Raw genomic sequence first — 18,168 nt, forward strand, 5'->3', positions numbered from 1 at the left:
ATAGTCACTCTGGCAGCCTAAAATGATCGTTTGTCCGTTTCGTGGGCTTACTCACAGCGCCGATCGCGACGGCTGTGAGCAGGCCCGCGCCGGACTCAGCCCGAGACGCTCGCGCGCCCGTTCTCGATGTGGCCCATGAGGCGGCGCCGGAAGCCGTCGGGGCCCGTCACCTCGATGTCGTACCAGCCGTGCGCGTCGGCGGCGGAGTGCACGACGGTACGGCTGCGGCCGGGCTTCACGGTGAGGGTGCGGGTCCAGTCGCCGAGGTCGGCCTCGTCGACGTACCCGAGCGGGCGGACGGTGAAGGCGGCGGGGGCGGTGCCGTCGTTGCGCAGCGTGAGGTGGACGTCGCGCTCGGCCGGGTCGAGGTACGAGGTGACCTCGGCACCGCCGGAGACCGGGCCGGCGAACTCGCGGCGGAAGCCGTTGGGGCCGGTGATCGTGAAGCGGTAGGCGCCCCCGGTGAGCCCGGTAAGGGGCACCCTCCACTGCGCCGTGCCCCTTACATCACGGTGCTGCGGGGTGGCGAACTCGCCCGCGTACGGATAGAGGGCGAGCGGCGCGCTGGCCGCGCCGCTGTTGCTGAGCGTGACGGTCAGGGTGTCGCCGTCGACGCGCCCGTACGCGTCCGGCTGGTACGGCAGCGGGCGCGCGGGGCGGGTACCGGGCTCCTGTACGGGCATGTGCTGGACGAGCGGGGGCTGCGGCCGCCAGCGGCCGGTGAAGGGCGGGACCGCGCCCGGCCGGTCGACCTCCGGCTGCGGGCGGCCGCGCCGGAAGTCGAAGGCGGAGGTGAGGTCGCCGGTGACCCGGCGGCGCCAGGGCGTGATCTGGGGTTCCTCCACCCCGGTCCACTTCTCCAGGAAGCGGATCACCGAGGTGTGGTCGAAGACCTCGGAGCAGACGTAGCCGCCCACCGTCCAGGGCGAGACGACGAGCAGCGGCACCCGGATGCCGAGCCCGGTGGGCAGGCCCTTCCACCGCTCGTCGGTGTCGTCGGCGGGCGGCACGGGCGGCGGGACGTGGTCGAAGAAGCCGTCGTTCTCGTCGTAGTTGATCAGCAGGACGGTGTGGCGCCAGACCTCCGGGTGGGAGGCGAGGGCGTCCAGGACCTTGTAGACGAGGGTGGCCGACGCGATCGGGGAGGAGGAGCCGGGGTGCTCGGAGTCGATCGCGGAGGGTACGAGGTAGGAGACCTCGGGGAGCGCGCCCGCGGCCACGTCGGCCCGGAAGGCGTCCGCGAGCGTGCCGGACTCGACGCGCCGCAGCCCGCGCTCGAAGAGGGAGCGCTCCGGCGGGGTGAGCGTGGCGACGCCCTCCTCCAGGGCGGCGAGCAGCCGGGCCCGCTCGGCGGCGTCGCCGGTGTCGCGCACGGCCGCGTAGAACGACTCCATGTAGGTGTGGCCGCCGGTGCGGGCCAGGGCCTTGCGGGCGATCTTCTTGAAGGTGGTGAAGAACTCGATGTTGTTGTCGGTGAAGTTCTCCCACTCCGTGTACGTCTTCCAGCTGCGGCCCGCCTTCTCCAGGCGCTCGGCGTAGGTCGGCCACGGGTAGCCGGGGTGGGTGCCCTCGGCGTACGCGGCGTTCGTCACGGCGCGCGACCCGTCGGCCTCGAAGCCGGTCCAGCCGGACCACAGGTGGTTGCGGTTGGGGCTGGTGGAGGTGTGGATGGAGGAGTGGTACGCGTCGCAGATGGTGAAGGTGTCGGCGAGCTCGTAGTGCAGCGGGATGTCGCGCCGGTCGTAGTACGCCATGGTGGCGGCGGTCTTCGCCGAGACCCAGCCGTCCATCCAGCCGTCGCGCCACGCCCTGGCGCCGCCGCTCCAGGAGTGGTCGAGGTCGCCGATGTACTGGAGGTCCTTCTTCTGCGCCTCGGCGGCGTCCCGGACGGGGAAGGGCAGTACAGTGCGGCCGAGCGGCGCGGGCTGCTCGAACACCGGCTTGCCGGAGGGCAGTTCGACGGCGTTGCGGTCTCCGAAGCCGCGGACGCCGCGCAGGGTGCCGAAGTAGTGGTCGAAGGAACGGTTCTCCTGCATCAGGATCACCACGTGCTTCACGGCACGCAGCCCGCCGCCGGCCGGCTCGGCGGCGAGCGCGGCCCGCAACGACGGCGGCAGGAGCGAGCCAGCGGCAGCGGCGCCGAGGACGCCTGCCCCGAGCGCGAGCACGTTCCTGCGCGATGTCCCCCGCGGGTTCTCCGGTGACAAGCCCGACCTCCCAGTCGACGTCCCAAGGTCACCCAATGGTCCGGGTGCGATCCATTGAGCGGTACGGGCCGGACGGTAGTGAGCCCACGTGGACCTGGGAAGGCCCCGGGAGGGACGGAAGGTGAACGTCCAACAGGTCGTGAGGGAAGTCCAAGCGAGGGACGGGGGCCGGACGGACGGGGGCAGCGGGTGGTTCCACGCCGGACCATTGGCGCCGCCAAGCCGCCGGTTCCTGGCCAGAAGACGCCTTGGACGCATGCCGCGCGCGACAGTGGGCAGCAGATCCTCACCCCCCACGGGACATCGCCCGGTCCCCGGTCGCGCCCGCGCCACCCCACACGGGTGGCGAGCTCCGCGCCGGGACCGGGCGACCCGCGCCGACGCGGCCGTACGCGTACAGCGCTCGCGCACGCACACGCGCAGGAAGACACGTCCCGTACACGCGCCCCCGTACACCCGGCACCCGTACATGCGCTCGGTCCGCTGGAGGAGACGCAGCGTGACGGCGTGGACGGCGACGGAGAGGAGACCGAGTGCGAGGCCGATACCCAGGGCGACGGCCGCGAAGGGGCCGATCCAGGCCAGGCCGTCGTAGAGGCCGAGCAGCAGCAGGGCCAGCGCGGTCACCCCGGCGAAGGCGGCCGCCCAGAAGACGGCCAGCTGCCGCAGATCCCGGAGCAGCATTCGCCCGAAGGACCTGCCCTGCAACCGCTGCACTCCGTACGCCTTGGCGCTCAGCATGACGCCGGCGCCGGTCATCGTCACGACGGCGAGGGACACGGCGACGACGGAGCGGAGCAGGGCGCTGCCGGAGTAGACCGGAGCCAGTTGGTCGAGGGAGTACGGATGGTAGACCGCCGCGTCCAGACCGAGGCCGGTGAAGGTCCGCACCAGCTCGGCGGCGGCCCGGTCGGACCCGAGGAAACGCCGACGGGCGGTACGGCCGCCTTGCGACAGCCGTACCGCCCGTGGGTCCACTCGCCCTCCCCTCCCACCGCTCAGCGCGGTGGGTGCTCACCCGGTCCGGTGATGTTGTCCGCCAGTGGCGTGGGCGAGAGGGCGCTGTCCTCCTCACCGGGCTCCAGCAGCGTCTGCGCGGCCCCGATGATCAACGGGTCGGGCTCTCCGACCACCTCCGGGTCCTTGCGGTCGTAGTCGATGCGCCAGAGCAGGTGCCGCATCGCCTCCAGGCGTCCGCGGCGCTTGTCGTTGGACTTGACGACCGTCCACGGCGCCTCCGCCGTGTCGGTCGCCCGGAACATGGCGACCTTCGCCTCGGTGTAGTCGTCCCACCGGTCGAGGGACGCGAGATCCGTCGGCGAGAGTTTCCACTGCCGTACGGGATCCACCTGACGGATCGCGAATCGGGTCCGCTGCTCGGCGCGGGAGACCGAGAACCAGAATTTGATCAGGATGATCCCGTCCTCGACCAACAGCCGCTCGAATTGGGGGCATTGCCGCAGGAACAGTTCGTACTGCTCCTGCGTGCAAAAGCCCATCACCTTTTCCACGCCGGCCCGGTTGTACCAGGACCGGTCGAAGAAAACGATCTCACCGGGTCCCGGGAGATGGGAGACGTAACGCTGGAAATACCACTGTCCGGCCTCCCGTTCGGTCGGTTTGTCCAGGGCGACGACCCGGGCGCCGCGGGGGTTGAGGCGTTCCATGAACCGTTGTATGGTCCCGCCCTTGCCCGCGGCGTCCCGGCCTTCGCAGATCACGGCCAGCCGCCCACCGGTGTCCTTGATCCACCGCTGGAGCTTCAGCAGCTCGATCTGCAGCACGCGTTTGGCGTGCTCGTATTCCGCGCGCCGCACTTTGCGGTCGTACGGGTAATTCTCCTGCCACGTACGGATGGGTTTCCCGTCCCCGTCGAGCAGGATGGGCTGCTCGGGCCGGCTGTCATCGACGGTCAGCCCGTTCAGCAGCTCCTTGTCCCGGTGCACCGGAACCGCCTACCAGCGATACCAGCGACCGCGCGTTCCGGTCGGCCCGGTGGACCGCATCACGAAACCGAGCAGCCACACCACGAGAACGATGACGGCTATCCACCACAGAGCCTTCAGTGCGAATCCCGCACCGAAAAGGATCAGGGCGAGAAGAAGAACGAGAAGCAAGGGAACCATTGTTTTCCACCTCCGCTCCGCCGTATGCCCCGCTCCGGCGGGCGCACACGTCTTCGAGTCGGCGACAGTGGAACGAAGAAAACCCGGCGCGGCCCAGGCATGGGCCGGAGGATCCGGGGCACAAGCACGGCAGCCCCCTCTGGGACGGTGATCCGTCCCTCACCGACGGCCCCCTGCCGCTCTTCCCCCCGGCGGCAGGGGGCCGCACCCTTTTCGGGGGCGGAACGCGCCCGGCCCCCGCACTCCGCGCGGGAGTACGGGGGCCGGGGGCCGGGCCAGGGGGCGGCCAGGGGCGGGTCAGCCCTCGGTCACACCGAGCTTCTCCAGGATCAGCTCGCGCACGCGAGCCGCGTCCGCCTGGCCGCGGGTGGCCTTCATGACCGCGCCGACCAGGGCGCCGGCCGCGGCCACCTTGCCGCCGCGGATCTTGTCCGCGATGGCGCCGTTGGCGGCGATCGCCTCGTCCACGGCCGCGCCCAGCGCGCCCTCGTCGGAGACGACCTTCAGACCGCGCTTCTCGACGACGGTGTCCGGGTCGCCCTCGCCCGCGAGCACGCCCTCGATGACCTGGCGGGCCAGCTTGTCGTTGAGGTCGCCGGACGCGACGAGCTCGGTGATGCGGGCGACCTGCGCCGGGGTGATGGGCAGCGCGTCCAGGGAGGTGCCGGACTCGTTGGCGTTGCGCGCCAGCTCGCCCATCCACCACTTGCGGGCCTGGTCGGACGGGGCGCCCGCCTCGGTCGTGGCGACGATCAGGTCGACCGCGCCCGCGTTGAGGATGGCCTGCATGTCCAGCTCGGAGACGCCCCACTCCTCGCGCAGCCGGTTGCGGCGCACGCGCGGCAGCTCCGGCAGCCCCTGGCGGAGCTCCTCGACCCACTCGCGGGACGGGGCGACCGGGACGAGGTCGGGCTCCGGGAAGTACCGGTAGTCCTCGGCCTCCTCCTTCACCCGGCCGGAGGTCGTGGAGCCATCCTCCTCGTGGAAGTGGCGGGTCTCCTGGATGACCGTGCCGCCGGCGTTCAGCACGCCCGCGTGGCGGCTGATCTCGAAGCGGACGGCCCGCTCCACGGAGCGCAGCGAGTTGACGTTCTTGGTCTCGCTGCGGGTGCCGAACTTCTCGACGCCGTGCGGGCGCAGCGACAGGTTCACGTCGCAGCGCATCTGGCCCATCTCCATGCGGGCCTCGGAGACGCCGAGCGCCTTGATGAGCTCGCGCAGCTCGGCGACGTACGCCTTGGCGACCTCGGGGGCGCGCTCACCGGCACCGGTGATCGGCTTGGTGACGATCTCGATCAGCGGGATGCCGGCGCGGTTGTAGTCGAGCAGGGAGTGGGACGCGCCGTGGATACGGCCGGTGGCGCCGCCGACGTGCGTCGACTTGCCGGTGTCCTCCTCCATGTGGGCGCGCTCGATCTCCACGCGGAAGACCTCGCCGTCCTCCAGCTGGACGTCCAGGTAGCCGTTGAAGGCGATCGGCTCGTCGTACTGGGAGGTCTGGAAGTTCTTCGGCATGTCCGGATAGAAGTAGTTCTTCCGGGCGAAGCGGCACCACTCGGCGATCTCGCAGTTGAGGGCGAGGCCGATCTTGATGGCGGACTCGACGGCGGTCGCGTTGACCACCGGCAGCGAGCCCGGCATGCCGAGGCAGGTCGGGCAGGTCTGCGCGTTGGGCTCGGCGCCCAGCTCGGTCGAGCAGCCGCAGAACATCTTGGTCCTGGTGCCGAGTTCGACGTGCACCTCGAGGCCCATGACGGGGTCGTAGGCGGCGAGGGCGTCCTCGTACGGCACCAGTTCGGTGATGACGGTCACGGTGAAACTTTCCCTCTCAGCCCAGCAGGACGTCGTCGTCACCGGCGCGCTTGAGCTCGCGCATCAGGATGGCGAGGCCGGTGGCGATGGCGGCGGCGGACACGACGGCGTCGAGCAGCAGGAGCGTGTCGCTCTCACCGCGGGCCTTGCGCAGCTGCTTGACCACGCTGACGGCGCCGAAAGCGGTGGTGCCGATGGACAGATACGTACCGGTCTTGGACTTCTTGAAGCCCTTGGCCTTGGTCAGTGCGCTCACAGCGACGGAGCCTCCTCCAGCAGCGGGTGGCCCCAGCGTGCCACGAAGGCGGCCTCGACGGCCGCACCGACCTTGTAGAGGCGGTCGTCCTTCATGGCGGGGGCGATGATCTGCAGGCCGACCGGGAGGTTGTCCTCCGGGGCGAGGCCGCAGGGCAGCGACATGGCGGCGTTGCCGGCCAGGTTGGTCGGGATGGTGCACAGGTCGGCGAGGTACATCGCCATCGGGTCGTCGGCGCGCTCGCCGATCGGGAAGGCGGTGGTCGGGGTCGTCGGGGAGACGATCACGTCGACCTGCTCGAAGGCCTTCTCGAAGTCCCGGGTGATGAGCGTGCGGACCTTCTGCGCCGAGCCGTAGTACGCGTCGTAGTAGCCGGAGCTGAGCGCGTACGTGCCGAGCATGATGCGGCGCTTGACCTCGGGGCCGAAGCCGGCCTCGCGGGTGAGGGCGGTGACGTCCTCGGCGGAGCGCGTGCCGTCGTCGCCGGTCCGCAGGCCGTAGCGCAGGCCGTCGAACCGGGCGAGGTTCGAGGAGCACTCGGACGGGGCGATCAGGTAGTACGCGGAGAGGGCGAGGTCGAAGGACGGGCAGTCCAGCTCGACGATCTCGGCGCCCAGCTCGCGCATCAGCTCGACCGACTCGTCGAAGCGCTGGAGCACGCCGGCCTGGTAGCCCTCGCCGCGGAACTGCTTGACCACGCCGACGCGCATGCCCTGCACCGAGCCGTTGCGGGCCGCCTCGACGACCGGCGGAACCGGGGCGTCGATGGAGGTGGAGTCGAGCGGGTCGTGGCCGGCGACGACCTCGTGGAGCAGCGCCGCGTCCAGGACCGTACGGGCGCAGGGGCCGCCCTGGTCGAGGGAGGACGAGAACGCCACCATGCCGTAGCGGGAGACGCCGCCGTACGTCGGCTTGACGCCGACCGTGCCGGTGACGGCGGCGGGCTGGCGGATGGAACCGCCGGTGTCCGTGCCGATGGCGAGCGGGGCCTCGTACGCGGCGAGGGCGGCGGAGGAGCCGCCGCCGGAGCCGCCGGGGATGCGGGTGAGGTCCCACGGGTTGCCCGTGGGCCCGTACGCGCTGTTCTCGGTGGAGGAGCCCATGGCGAACTCGTCCATGTTGGTCTTGCCGAGGATGACGACGTCGGCCGCGCGCAGCTTCTGCACGAGCGTCGCGTCGTACGGCGGGATCCAGCCCTCCAGGATCTTGGAGCCGACGGTGGTCGGCATGTCCCGGGTGGTGAAGATGTCCTTCAGGGCGAGGGGTACGCCCGCGAGGGGGCCGAGCTTCTCGCCCTTGGCGCGCTTCTCGTCGACGGCGCGGGCCTGGGCGAGGGCGCCCTCGCGGTCGACGTGCAGGAAGGCGTGGACCTTCTCGTCGACGGCCTCGATCCGGGCGAGGTGGGCTTCGGTGACCTCGACGGCGGTGAGCTCGCCGGAGGCGATCTTCTCCGCGATCTCGGCGGCGCTGAGCTTAATGATGTCCGTCATGGCGGTCTTAGTCCTCCCCCAGGATCTGCGGCACCTTGAAACGCTGCTGCTCCTGGGCGGGCGCGCCGGAGAGCGCCTGCTCGGGGGTGAGCGAAGGACGGACCTCGTCCGGGCGCATGACGTTGGTCAGCGGCAGCGGGTGGGAGGTCGGCGGTACGTCTTGGTCGGCGACCTCGGAGACGCGGGCGACCGCGCCGATGATGTCGTCGAGCTGTCCGGCGAAGTGGTCGAGCTCTTCGCCCTTCAGTTCCAGACGCGCCAGCCGGGCGAGGTGGGCGACCTCCTCGCGCGTGATGCCAGGCATGCAGCGATCCTCAGGGGTGAGTGTGATGGTTTTGGCCCAATCCTATGGGGCCGGGCCCCGTGCCCGTGAAACGGTTTGCCGGGCGGCCCCCCGACGGGGGCCCCACGGGGCGGGGCTACTGGACCACCTGGTTCGCGTTCTGCGGGGACGGGGGCGCGGCGGCCGGGAGTTCGGCCGGGGCGAGGGGCGCCGGGGCGGGCGTCTGGGGGTCGCGGGCGCGGAGCCAGGCGGTGGTTTCGGCGGGGGGCATCGCGGCGGCGACGAGCCAGCCCTGGACGGCGTCGCAGCCCAGGTCCCGCAGGCGCTCCCAGGTCTCGTCGTCCTCGACGCCCTCGGCGACGACGAGGAGGCCGAGGGAGTGGGCGAGGTCGACGGTGCAGCGGACGATCTCGGCGTCCTCGTTGTCCACGGCGAGGCGCGCCACGAAGGAGCGGTCGATCTTGAGCTCGCTCACCGGGAGGCGGCGCAGGTGGACCAGGGAGGAGTAGCCGGTGCCGAAGTCGTCCAGCGACATCTTGACGCCGTGGCCGGTGAGGCCCGCCAGGGTGTCGGCGGCGCGCTGGGGGTCCTCCAGGAGGACGTGCTCGGTTATCTCCAGTTGCAGGGATCCGGCGGGCACCCCGTGGCGGGCCAGCCGGGCGGCGACGGCGCCGGCGAAGCCGGGGCTGTGGACGTCGCGCGGGGAGACGTTCACCGCGACGGGGACCTCCAGGCCCTGGGCGCGCCACTTGGCGACCTGGCCGAGGGCCGTCTCCAGGACGTACTCGGTGAGGTGGGGCATCAGGCCGGAGGACTCGGCGATGGCGATGAACTCGTCCGGGGGGACCCGTCCGCGCTCCGGGTGCACCCAGCGGACCAGGGCCTCCAGGCCGGCCACGTGCCCGTCGAAGCCGACCTTGGGCTGGTAGTGGAGCTCCACCTCGCCGGCGTCCAGGGCGCGGCGCAGGTCGCCGAGGAGGCCGAGGCGGTCGGGGGTGTTGGAGTCGCGCTTGGACTCGTACACCTCCACGCCCGTGCGGTCCCGCTTGGCCTGGTACATGGCGACGTCGGCGCGCTGGAGGAGCCCTTCGGCGTCGCGCGCGTGGTCGGGGAAGACCGCGACGCCCGCGCTGGCCTCCAGGACGAGCGTGAGCCCGTCGAGGTCGAGCGGCGAGGACAGCTCGGCGGCGAGCTGGCGGGCCACGCGCTGGGCGCTGGTCGTGGAGTCGGCGGTCGGCAGGAGGACGGCGAACTCGTCGCCGCCGAGCCGGGCCGCCTCCGCGCCGCGCGGCAACGCCAGCCGGAGCCGGTCGGCGATCTGGAGCAGCAGCCGGTCGCCCGCCAGGTGGCCGAGCGTGTCGTTGACCGACCGGAAACGGTCGAGGTCGATCAGGACCAGCGCGGCCCGGACGCCCTCGCCCTCCGCGTCCTCCAGGGCGGTCCAGGTCCGCTCCAGCAGCCACTGGCGGTTCGGCAGCCCGGTCAGCGGGTCGCGCAGCTGCTCCTCGGCCCGCGCGCGGGCGATCCACAGCGTGGAGTCCAGCGCGATCAGCGGGACGGCGAACAGCGGCAGCAGCACCGGCAGGGAGACCGCGACCACGCAGATCAGCGGCGCGATGCCGAGCAGGGCGACCGCCACGAGCCCCTGGCGCAGCAGCGCCGTGCGGGCGGCCGTGGGCAGTCCGCCGCTCGGCGGGGCGAGCGTGTACCACAGCAAGAGCCGGGTCACCACCAGATACGCGGTGGCCGCCAGCGCCACCTCCGGTACGGCCTCGATCCCCCATTCGAGCGGCCGCCACGGGCGTTCGACGCTCGGTACGTCACCGAAGGCGGCGAGCACCAGGGCCGCGGCCCCGATGCCGAGGATGTCCGCGGCGCCGTGCAGCAGCCCCTGCCGCCAGCGGTGACGCCGGGCCACGCCCACCAGGACGACGACGGCGAGGCTGACCAGTCCGGCGGGCACCCATCCGTACAGCAGCAGCACCGCGAGGGTGAGCGCGGCGCCGGAGCCGGTGCCGCCCCACCAGCGGTCGCGGCCCAGGGCCACCAGGTGGCCGACGATGATGCCGGTGAGCACGGCGAGCGACCAGCCCTCCGCGCCGCCGGGGAAGAGCGCGTGACCGTCGCGGACCGCGCTGACGAGCCCGGTCGCGAGCAGCAGCCCGGCCAGGACCACCACCATGGCGGGAAGCCTCGCTGCGATGCCCTCGCAGGCCGCGTACACACACGGCCGTGAGACCGGGGCGGCGCTCTCGGTCGGTTTCATTCCGTCCCTCTCACAGCCGGCTGTGCCGTTGCCACGTGATGGCCCTGTTGTCATGCCACCACGGCCGAAACCGGTCTCCGCGGCCGTGCACGACAGGCGCACGTCTCAACAGTAGGCCGCGGAAGGCTTCGACGGGCACCGCTCTACAGCTCTTGCCCGAATGCGACCCGGCCACCCTTATCCATCTGGTATGCGCTGAACGGGTGATGATTTCCCATCGTTCCGTGTCCGGAACCCGCCCTTTCGTGGCTACTGCTCGAGCGGGAGCGCCGCGTCCTTCGCCGCGTCAGGACCCTGCTCCAGCAGGACGGTGAAGCCGTCCTCGTCCAGAACCGGAAGCTTCAGCTGCATCGCCTTGTCGTACTTGGAACCGGGATTGTCGCCGACCACCACGAAGGACGTCTTCTTCGAAACGGAACCCGTCACCTTCGCTCCGCGGCTCTGGAGCGCCTCTTTCGCGCCATCCCTGGTGTAGTTCTGCAGGGTGCCGGTCACGACGACCGTCAGCCCCTCCAGCGGGCGCGGCCCCTCGTCCTCCCCGGTGCTCTCCTCCTCCATCCGGACCCCGGCGGCCCGCCACTTGCGCAGGATCTCGCGGTGCCAGTCCACCTCGAACCACTGCTTGACCGAGGCGGCGGTGATGTCGGCGACGCCCTCGACGGCCGCCAGCTCCTTCTCGCTCGCCTGCTCGATGCGGTCGAGGGAGCGGAACTCGCGCGCCAGCGCCTCCGCCGCCACCGGGCCGACGTGGCGGATCGACAGGCCCGTGATGATCCGGGCCAGCGGACGCTGCTTGGCCGCCGCGATGTTCTCCAGCATCGCCAGGGCGTTCTTGCGGGGCTCGCCCTGCTGGTTGGCGAAGACGGTGACGATCTTCTCCTCGCCCGTCTTGGGGTCCCGCTTGGGCAGCCCGCTGTCCTGGTCCAGGACGTACGCCTTGATGGGCAGCAGCTGTTCGATCGTCAGGTCGAACAGGTCGCCCTCGTCGGCCAGCGGCGGCTCGGCCGGCTCCAGGGGCCTGGTCAGCGCGGCCGCCGCCACATAGCCGAAGTTCTCGATGTCGAGGGCCTTGCGGCTGCCGAGGTAGAAGAGCCGCTCGCGCAACTGGGCGGGGCACGTCTGCCCGTTCGGGCAGCGGAGGTCGACGTCGCCCTCCTTCATCGGGCGCAGCGGCGTGCCGCACTCGGGGCACTCGGACGGCATCACGAACTCCCGCTCGGTGCCGTCCCGCAGGTCGACCACGGGGCCGAGGATCTCCGGGATGACGTCACCGGCCTTGCGCAGCACCACCGTGTCGCCGATGAGCACGCCCTTGGCCTTGACCACGTCCTGGTTGTGGAGGGTGGCGAACTCGACCTCGGAGCCCGCGACCGTGACCGGCTCGACCTGGGCGTAGGGCGTGACCCGGCCCGTGCGGCCCACGCCCACCCTGATGTTGATCAGCTTGGTGTTGACCTCCTCCGGCGCGTACTTCCAGGCGATCGCCCAGCGTGGCGCGCGCGAGGTGGAGCCGAGGCGCCCCTGGAGGGGGATCTCGTCGAGCTTGACGACCACGCCGTCGATCTCGTGCTCCACGGAGTGGCGGTGCTCGCCGAAGTACGTGATGAACTCCCGTACGCCCTCGATGCCGTCGACCACCTTGTTGTGCCGGGCGGTCGGCAGGCCCCACTCGCGCAGCAGGCCGTACGCCTCCGACAGCCGGCCGATCTCCAGGCCGTCGCGGGCGCCGATGCCGTGCACCACCATGTGCAGCGGGCGCGTCGCGGTGATCTTCGGGTCCTTCTGGCGCAGCGAACCGGCCGCGGCGTTGCGCGGGTTGGCGAAGGGCTTGTCGCCGGCCTCCACCAGGCGGGCGTTGAGCTCCTCGAACTTCTCCATCGGGAAGTAGACCTCGCCGCGGATCTCGACGAGGTCCGGGATCCGGTCGCCCCTCAGCCGGTCCGGGACGTCCGCGATGGTGCGGATGTTCGGCGTGATGTCCTCGCCCGTGCGCCCGTCGCCGCGCGTCGCGGCGCGCGTCAGGCGCCCCTTCTCGTACGTCAGGTTCACGGCGAGGCCGTCGACCTTGAGCTCGCACAGGAAGTGGTACGCGGAGGTGCCGACCTCCTTGGCGACGCGGTCCGCCCAGGCGGCCAGCTCCTCGTCGTCGAAGGCGTTGTCCAGCGAGAGCATGCGCTCGCGGTGCTCGACGGCGGTGAACTCCGTCTCGTACGCCCCGGCGACCTTCTGGGTCGGCGAGTCGGGCGTCCGCAGCTCCGGGTACTCCTCCTCCAGCGCCTCCAGCGAGCGCAGCAGCTTGTCGAACTCCGCGTCGCTGATGACCGGCTGGTCCTTCACGTAGTACCGGAAGCGGTGCTCCTCCACCTGCTCGGCCAGCTGCGCGTGCTTCTCCCGTGCCTCGGCCGGCACCGCGTCCTGCTGTTCGACAGCCACCGTAATCCTCCCGTTGCCTACGTTACTCAGGGTTGTCCGCGAGCGATCTCGCCGCCCTGACGCAGTGGGCGAGCGCCGCCCGGGCGTAGGCGGGCGAGGCGCCCGCCAGCCCGCACGACGGGGTGATCACCAGCGACTCCGCGAGAGCCCCCGGATGCAGCCCCAGCCTGCGCCACAGCGTCCTGACACCCATGACGCTACCGGCAGGGTCCGACAACGGAGCGTCGGTGGACCCCACGACGCCCGCGAAGAGCTTCGTGCCGCCCTCGACCGCCTCACCGATCTGGTCGTCGTCACGCTCGGTAAGCAGGGAGAAATCGAACGAGATGCCCGCGGCGCCCGCCCGGCGCAGCAGTGCGAAGGGCACGTCGGGCGCGCACGAGTGCACGATCACCGGGCCGTCGCTCACCCCGACGATGTCCCGCAGCGCGCCTTCCACCACCTGCCGGTCGACCGCCCGGTAGGTCCGGTAGCCGCTCGCGGTCCGCACCTGCCCACGCAGGACGGCGGTGAGGGACGGCTCGTCCAGCTGCAGCACCACCCGCGCGCCCGGCACCCGGCGCCGTACCTCCGCGAGATGGGCCCGCAGCCCCTCGGCCAGCGACTCCGCCAGGTCCCGGCACGCGCCGGGGTCGCCGAGAGCCGCCTCGCCGCCGCGCAGTTCCAGCGCGGCGGCCAGCGTCCAGGGGCCGACGGCCTGCACCTTGAGCACACCCCCGTACCCCTGCGTGAACTCCTCCAGGGCGTCGAGGTCCTCCCCGAGCCAGGACCTGGCCCGCCGGGTGTCGCGGCCGGGGCGGTCGCTGATCCGCCAGCCACTCGGCTCGACGTGCGCGTACATCTCGACCAGCATCCCGAGGGTGCGCCCGATCATGTCGGCGCCGGGGCCGCGCGCGGGGAGTTCGGGGAGGTACGGGAAGTCCTCGAAGGACCCGGTGACGGTCTTGACGGCCTCACGCGCGTCGCCGCCCGGCATGGACCCGACCCCGGTCGCCGGGCCCCAGCTGAAGTCGTTGTTCTCGCTCACCCGGGAAGCGTACGCGCCGGCGTGAGGAGGCCCGTCGCCCCTACCGCCCCGGTCGCACCGACAGGTCGTTGATCTCCGCGTCGCGCGGCAGGTCGATCGCGGTGAGGATCGCGGTGGCGACGGACTCCGGGTCGATCCAGCGGGAGGCGTCGTACTCCTTGCCCTCCTGCTGGTGCACCTTGGCCTGCATGGGGCTGGCCGTACGGCCCGGGTAGACCGAGGTCACGCGTACGCCGTTGCCGTGCTCCTCGTGGCGCAGCGCGTCGGCCAGGGCCTTCAGGCCGTGCTTGGAGGCGGCGTACGCGGCCCACTCGGCGTGCGCGTTGAGCCCGGCACCGGAGTTGACGAAGACGACGTGCCCCTGGGAGAGCCGCAGTTGGGGCAGGAGCAGCCGGGTGAGCTCGGCGGGGGCGAGCAGGTTCACGTCGAGCTGGTGGCGCCAGGTCTTGGGGGTCAGGTCGCCGACCGGGCCGAGGTCGACGACGCCCGCGACGTGCAGCAGGGAGTCGAGCCGGTCCGGGAGGGACTGGTGCGAGAAGGCCCAGGAGAGGCGGTCGGGGGTGGCGAGGTCGCCGACGAGCGTACGGGCGCCGGGGTAGGTCTCGGCCAGTTCCTTGGCGCGCCCGGCGTCGCGGGCCAGCAGGACGAGGTCGTCACCCCGCGCGTGCAGCCGTCGCGCGACCGCCGCGCCGATGCCCGACCCTGCCCCGGTGATCAGATGTGTAGCCATACGGGCCATGCTCGCATCACCCGGCGCCTCAGCGGATCCCGGCGGCCTCTTCCAGGTACGCGAGCGCCGCGACGCCGTCCTCCGCGAAGAACACCAGGTCGGTGAGGGGCACGGGCAGGAAGCCCTCCGCGTCCATCCGACGGAACTGCTCCTTCAGGCCGTCGTAGAAGCCCGCCGTGTTCAACAGCACCACGGGCTTGGTGTGCAGGCCGTGCTTCTTCAGCTCCAGGATCTCGGTGGCCTCGTCCAGGGTGCCGGTGCCGCCGACCATGATGACGACAGCGTCGGACTTGGCGAGCATCAGCGCCTTGCGCTCGGCGAGGTCCTTGGCGACGACCATCTCGTCCACTCCGCTCCTGGCCTTGTGGACCAGGAACTCCACGGAGACCCCCACCAGCCGCCCGCCCGCCTCCTGGACCCCGTCCGCCACGACCTTCATCAGACCGGCGTCGGAGCCGCCCCAGACGAGCGTGTGGCCGCCCTTGGCCAGCAGCTCGGCGAATTCGCGGGCGGGCACGGTGTAGCGGTCGTCGAGGTCCGCGGCGGAGAGGAAGACGCAGATGTTCATGGCGCCACGGTACGGGGAATCGGAGGCCGCGCGCCGCCGTTGGACCGGTCATGACGACGACAGGACACCGCATCACCGTCGAGCCGGGCACGGAGCACGTACGGGTCCTCCACGGGGGCCGGGTGATCGCCGAGAGCCGGCGGCCGCTGGTCCTGCGCGAGACGGGTTGCCCGGTGCGCTACTACCTGCCGCCGGCGGACGTACGGATGGACCTGCTGTCCCCCTCGGACACGCACACGTACTGCCCGTTCAAGGGGACGGCGTCCTACTGGTCCCTGGCCGGGGCGAAGGACGCGGCCTGGGCGTATCCCGACCCCAAGGCGGAGGTCGCCGCGATCAAGGACCACCTCTGTTTCTACGAAACCGAGGTGGTGTGACGCCGCGCCGATGAGTTTCGCGTCCGGCTCCGGTCTGCCCCCGTATGGAGAAACTGAACAGGACGGTGCCGGCGTACGAACGGCGCGGCGACGGGCCGCCGTTGATCCTGGTGGGCAGTACGTCGGGCACGGACGCGGGCGCGGGTGAGGCGGCGCTCGCGCGGCTGCTGGCGCCGCGCTTCACCACGTACACCTACGGCCGGCGCGGCGGCGCGGCCGAGCTCGGCGACCTGGCGGCGCTCATCGCGGAGGCGGGCGGCAGCGCCTACGTACACGGCACCGCCTCGGGCGGTGCGCTCGCCCTGGAGGCGGCCGCGGCCGGGCTGCCGATCCGCCGGCTGTCGGCGTACGAGCCGCCGTACGGCGCCGCGCTCGCTCCGCTCGTGGGCGCGCGCGCCGCGGCACCGGGGAACCCGGCCCCGCCCTGCGCCCTGCTGGCCGCCGTCACCGCGCGCGTGCTGGTCCTCGACGGCGGCGCGAGCCCGGCCCGCACGCGCGACACGGCCCGCGCGGTCGCCGCCGCCGTACCGCGCGCCCGCCACACCACGCTGACGGGCCAGACGCACGAGGTGGCGCCGCAGGTGCTGGCGCCGGTGCTGGGGCGCTTCTTCGCGGAAGCAGCCGACTGAGGCGGGTCTCAGGCCGTCGTGGCCGGCTCCGGCGCCTCGCGGCGCGTCGTCGTCGCGATCGTCGCGGAGCCGACCACGCGGGTGCCGTCGTAGAGGACGATCGCCTGGCCCGGGGCCACGCCCCGGACCGGCTCGGCGAAGGCGACGTGGAGCTCGTCGCCGACGAGGGCGGCGGTCACCGGGGTCTCGCCGCCGTGGGCGCGGAGCTGGGCCGTGTAGGTACCGGGGGCCGAGGGGGCCGTGCCGCACCAGCGGGGCTTGATCGCGGTGAGGGCCGTGACGTCGAGGGCCTCGGCGGGGCCGACGGTGACGGTGTTGTTCACCGGGGAGATGTCCAGGACGTAGCGGGGCTTGCCGTCGGGCGCCGGGTGGCCGATGCGCAGGCCCTTGCGCTGGCCGATGGTGAAGCCGTACGCGCCCTCGTGGGTGCCGAGCTTGGTCCCGGACTCGTCCACGATGTCGCCCTCCGCCTTGCCGAGGCGCGACGCCAGGAAGCCCTGGGTGTCGCCGTCGGCGATGAAGCAGATGTCGTGGCTGTCGGGCTTCTTCGCGACGGCGAGGCCGCGCCGCTCCGCCTCCGCGCGGATCTCGTCCTTGGTGGTGAGCGTGTCGCCCAGCGGGAACATGGCGTGGGCGAGCTGCTTCTCGTCGAGGACGCCGAGGACGTAGGACTGGTCCTTGGCCATGTCGGAGGCGCGGTGGAGCTCCCGGGTGCCGTCCTCCTTGGTGACCACGGTCGCGTAGTGGCCGGTGCAGACCGCGTCGAAGCCCAGCGCGAGCGCCTTGTCCAGCAGCGCCGCGAACTTGATCTTCTCGTTGCAGCGCAGGCAGGGGTTGGGCGTGCGCCCCGCCTCGTACTCGGCGATGAAGTCCTCGACGACGTCCTCGCGGAACCGCTCGGCCAGGTCCCACACGTAGAACGGGATGCCGATGACGTCGGCCGCGCGGCGCGCGTCCCGCGAGTCCTCGATGGTGCAGCAGCCGCGCGCGCCGGTGCGGAAGGACTGGGGGTTCGCGGAGAGGGCCAGGTGCACCCCGGTCACGTCGTGGCCGGCTTCGGCGGCACGGGCGGCGGCGACGGCGGAGTCCACACCGCCCGACATGGCGGCGAGGACACGGAGGGGGCGCTGGGGGGTGGTCCGCTGCGGAGTCTGAGTCATAGCCCTATCAGGGTACGGGTCCGGGCGGAGCGTCCGGGAACCGAATACGTACGCGCGTGCGTTCACGATCACATGGGGCGTACGGACGGGGCGGGGAAGCGGCGGGTCGGCCGGCGCGCGGTGCTGATCGGCGGCGGCGCGGCCGTGGCGGGCGCGGCGGTGCTGGCCCGTGACGAGCTGGAGCGTGCCTGGTGGCGGCTGCCCGGCATGGAGAAGAAGCGCGTCGAGGGCGAGCTGGACCACCAGGGCGCGGAGTGGACGGCGGCCGCGCGGGCCAACTGGCGGCGCGCGGACCGCCCTGACGACTACACCATCGACCGGGTCGTGATCCATGTCGTCCAGGGCAGCTATCCGACCGCGCTGAGGGTCTTCAAGAACCCGGGGCACGGCGCCGCGACCCACTACGTCGTCCGCAAGGACGGGCACATCGCCCAGATGATCCGCGAGCTCGACGTGGCCTTCCACGCGGGCGACCGGGAGATGAACGAGCGCAGCATCGGCATCGAGCACGAGGGCTTCATCGACCGCCCGAAGGACTTCACGGCGGCGATGTACGAAGCGTCGGCGCGGCTGACGGCCGGGATATGCGCGCGGTACGGCATACCCGCCGACCGGGAGCACATCATCGGCCATGTCGAGGTGGAGGGCACGGACCACACCGACCCGGGCCCGCACTGGGACTGGGACCGGTACATGAAGCTGGTGCGCGCCGCCGCGGCCGCCGGGGCGGGTTCCGGGGCCTCGGCCGCTCGCTGAGGCCGTCTGCCGGCCGAGGCCGTCTGCTCGCTCAGGCCGTCTGCCGGC

At 72.0% G+C, this 18,168-nt stretch carries 16 protein-coding genes; 3 read left to right on the forward strand and 13 right to left on the reverse strand.

Annotated features, from left to right (window positions below; translation table 11 throughout):
• Positions 1–95: 95 nt before the first annotated feature.
• From AB0A69_RS11480 to AB0A69_RS11535, 12 genes are all read right to left on the reverse strand, one after another.
• The gene (locus AB0A69_RS11480) at positions 96–2,207 is read right to left on the reverse strand and encodes a phosphocholine-specific phospholipase C (protein WP_361419755.1); all 2,112 of its coding nucleotides are present in this window, start codon (positions 2,205–2,207) and stop codon (positions 96–98) included.
• A 998-nt stretch (positions 2,208–3,205) separates the two neighbouring features.
• Positions 3,206–4,153 (reverse strand): polyphosphate kinase 2, encoded by a 948-nt coding sequence (ppk2, locus tag AB0A69_RS11485; RefSeq protein WP_361418641.1) that lies wholly within the window; start codon positions 4,151–4,153, stop codon positions 3,206–3,208.
• Positions 4,154–4,162: 9 nt separating this feature from the next.
• Positions 4,163–4,333 (reverse strand): DUF5670 family protein, encoded by a 171-nt coding sequence (locus AB0A69_RS11490; protein WP_361418644.1) that lies wholly within the window; start codon positions 4,331–4,333, stop codon positions 4,163–4,165.
• Positions 4,334–4,630: 297 nt separating this feature from the next.
• Positions 4,631–6,145 carry an Asp-tRNA(Asn)/Glu-tRNA(Gln) amidotransferase subunit GatB gene (gene gatB / locus AB0A69_RS11495; RefSeq protein WP_361418647.1) on the reverse strand — a complete coding sequence of 505 codons (1,515 nt, stop codon included), beginning with the start codon at positions 6,143–6,145 and terminating at the stop codon, positions 4,631–4,633.
• 16 nt (positions 6,146–6,161) lie between these two features.
• Complete coding sequence (locus tag AB0A69_RS11500; protein WP_361418651.1) at positions 6,162–6,401, reverse strand: hypothetical protein; 240 nt, start codon at positions 6,399–6,401, stop codon at positions 6,162–6,164.
• The gene (gatA, locus tag AB0A69_RS11505; protein WP_361418654.1) at positions 6,398–7,891 is read right to left on the reverse strand and encodes an Asp-tRNA(Asn)/Glu-tRNA(Gln) amidotransferase subunit GatA; all 1,494 of its coding nucleotides are present in this window, start codon (positions 7,889–7,891) and stop codon (positions 6,398–6,400) included. Before gatA ends, AB0A69_RS11500 begins: the two co-directional genes overlap by 4 nt.
• A gap of 7 nt (positions 7,892–7,898) precedes the next feature.
• A complete protein-coding gene (gene gatC / locus AB0A69_RS11510) occupies positions 7,899–8,195 on the reverse strand; it encodes an Asp-tRNA(Asn)/Glu-tRNA(Gln) amidotransferase subunit GatC (RefSeq protein WP_355363428.1) in 297 nt (98 codons plus the stop codon).
• Positions 8,196–8,310: 115 nt separating this feature from the next.
• Positions 8,311–10,356, reverse strand: a complete 2,046-nt coding sequence (locus AB0A69_RS11515) for a bifunctional diguanylate cyclase/phosphodiesterase (protein ID WP_361418658.1) — start codon at positions 10,354–10,356, stop codon at positions 8,311–8,313.
• Positions 10,357–10,689: 333 nt separating this feature from the next.
• Positions 10,690–12,873, reverse strand: a complete 2,184-nt coding sequence (gene ligA, locus AB0A69_RS11520; RefSeq protein ID WP_361418661.1) for an NAD-dependent DNA ligase LigA — start codon at positions 12,871–12,873, stop codon at positions 10,690–10,692.
• A 22-nt stretch (positions 12,874–12,895) separates the two neighbouring features.
• Positions 12,896–13,900, reverse strand: coding sequence for a methionine synthase (locus AB0A69_RS11525; protein ID WP_361418664.1), 1,005 nt, complete (start codon positions 13,898–13,900; stop codon positions 12,896–12,898).
• A gap of 40 nt (positions 13,901–13,940) precedes the next feature.
• Positions 13,941–14,630 (reverse strand): SDR family oxidoreductase, encoded by a 690-nt coding sequence (locus tag AB0A69_RS11530; protein WP_361418667.1) that lies wholly within the window; start codon positions 14,628–14,630, stop codon positions 13,941–13,943.
• Between the two features lie 28 nt (positions 14,631–14,658).
• On the reverse strand, positions 14,659–15,198 hold the full coding sequence (locus AB0A69_RS11535) for a TIGR00730 family Rossman fold protein (RefSeq protein WP_361418670.1): 540 nt from the start codon (positions 15,196–15,198) through the stop codon (positions 14,659–14,661).
• A 50-nt stretch (positions 15,199–15,248) separates the two neighbouring features.
• Here AB0A69_RS11535 and AB0A69_RS11540 point away from each other — a divergent pair, with 50 nt between their 5' ends.
• Together AB0A69_RS11540 and AB0A69_RS11545 are read left to right on the forward strand one after the other, a co-directional pair.
• A complete protein-coding gene (locus AB0A69_RS11540) occupies positions 15,249–15,575 on the forward strand; it encodes a DUF427 domain-containing protein (protein WP_361418673.1) in 327 nt (108 codons plus the stop codon).
• A gap of 44 nt (positions 15,576–15,619) precedes the next feature.
• Entirely contained in the window at positions 15,620–16,204 is a 585-nt protein-coding gene (locus AB0A69_RS11545; RefSeq protein ID WP_361418676.1) for an alpha/beta hydrolase, read from the forward strand.
• Between the two features lie 8 nt (positions 16,205–16,212).
• On the opposite strand, the gene mnmA is transcribed toward AB0A69_RS11545, so the two are convergent.
• A complete protein-coding gene (mnmA, locus tag AB0A69_RS11550) occupies positions 16,213–17,364 on the reverse strand; it encodes a tRNA 2-thiouridine(34) synthase MnmA (protein WP_361418678.1) in 1,152 nt (383 codons plus the stop codon).
• A 72-nt stretch (positions 17,365–17,436) separates the two neighbouring features.
• Here mnmA and AB0A69_RS11555 point away from each other — a divergent pair, with 72 nt between their 5' ends.
• Positions 17,437–18,120, forward strand: coding sequence for an N-acetylmuramoyl-L-alanine amidase (locus AB0A69_RS11555; protein WP_361418681.1), 684 nt, complete (start codon positions 17,437–17,439; stop codon positions 18,118–18,120).
• The last annotated feature ends 48 nt before the right edge of the window (positions 18,121–18,168 follow it).

Origin of the sequence: Streptomyces sp. NPDC045431 (genome assembly GCF_040646655.1) — a bacterium.
Taxonomy (GTDB): domain Bacteria; phylum Actinomycetota; class Actinomycetes; order Streptomycetales; family Streptomycetaceae; genus Streptomyces.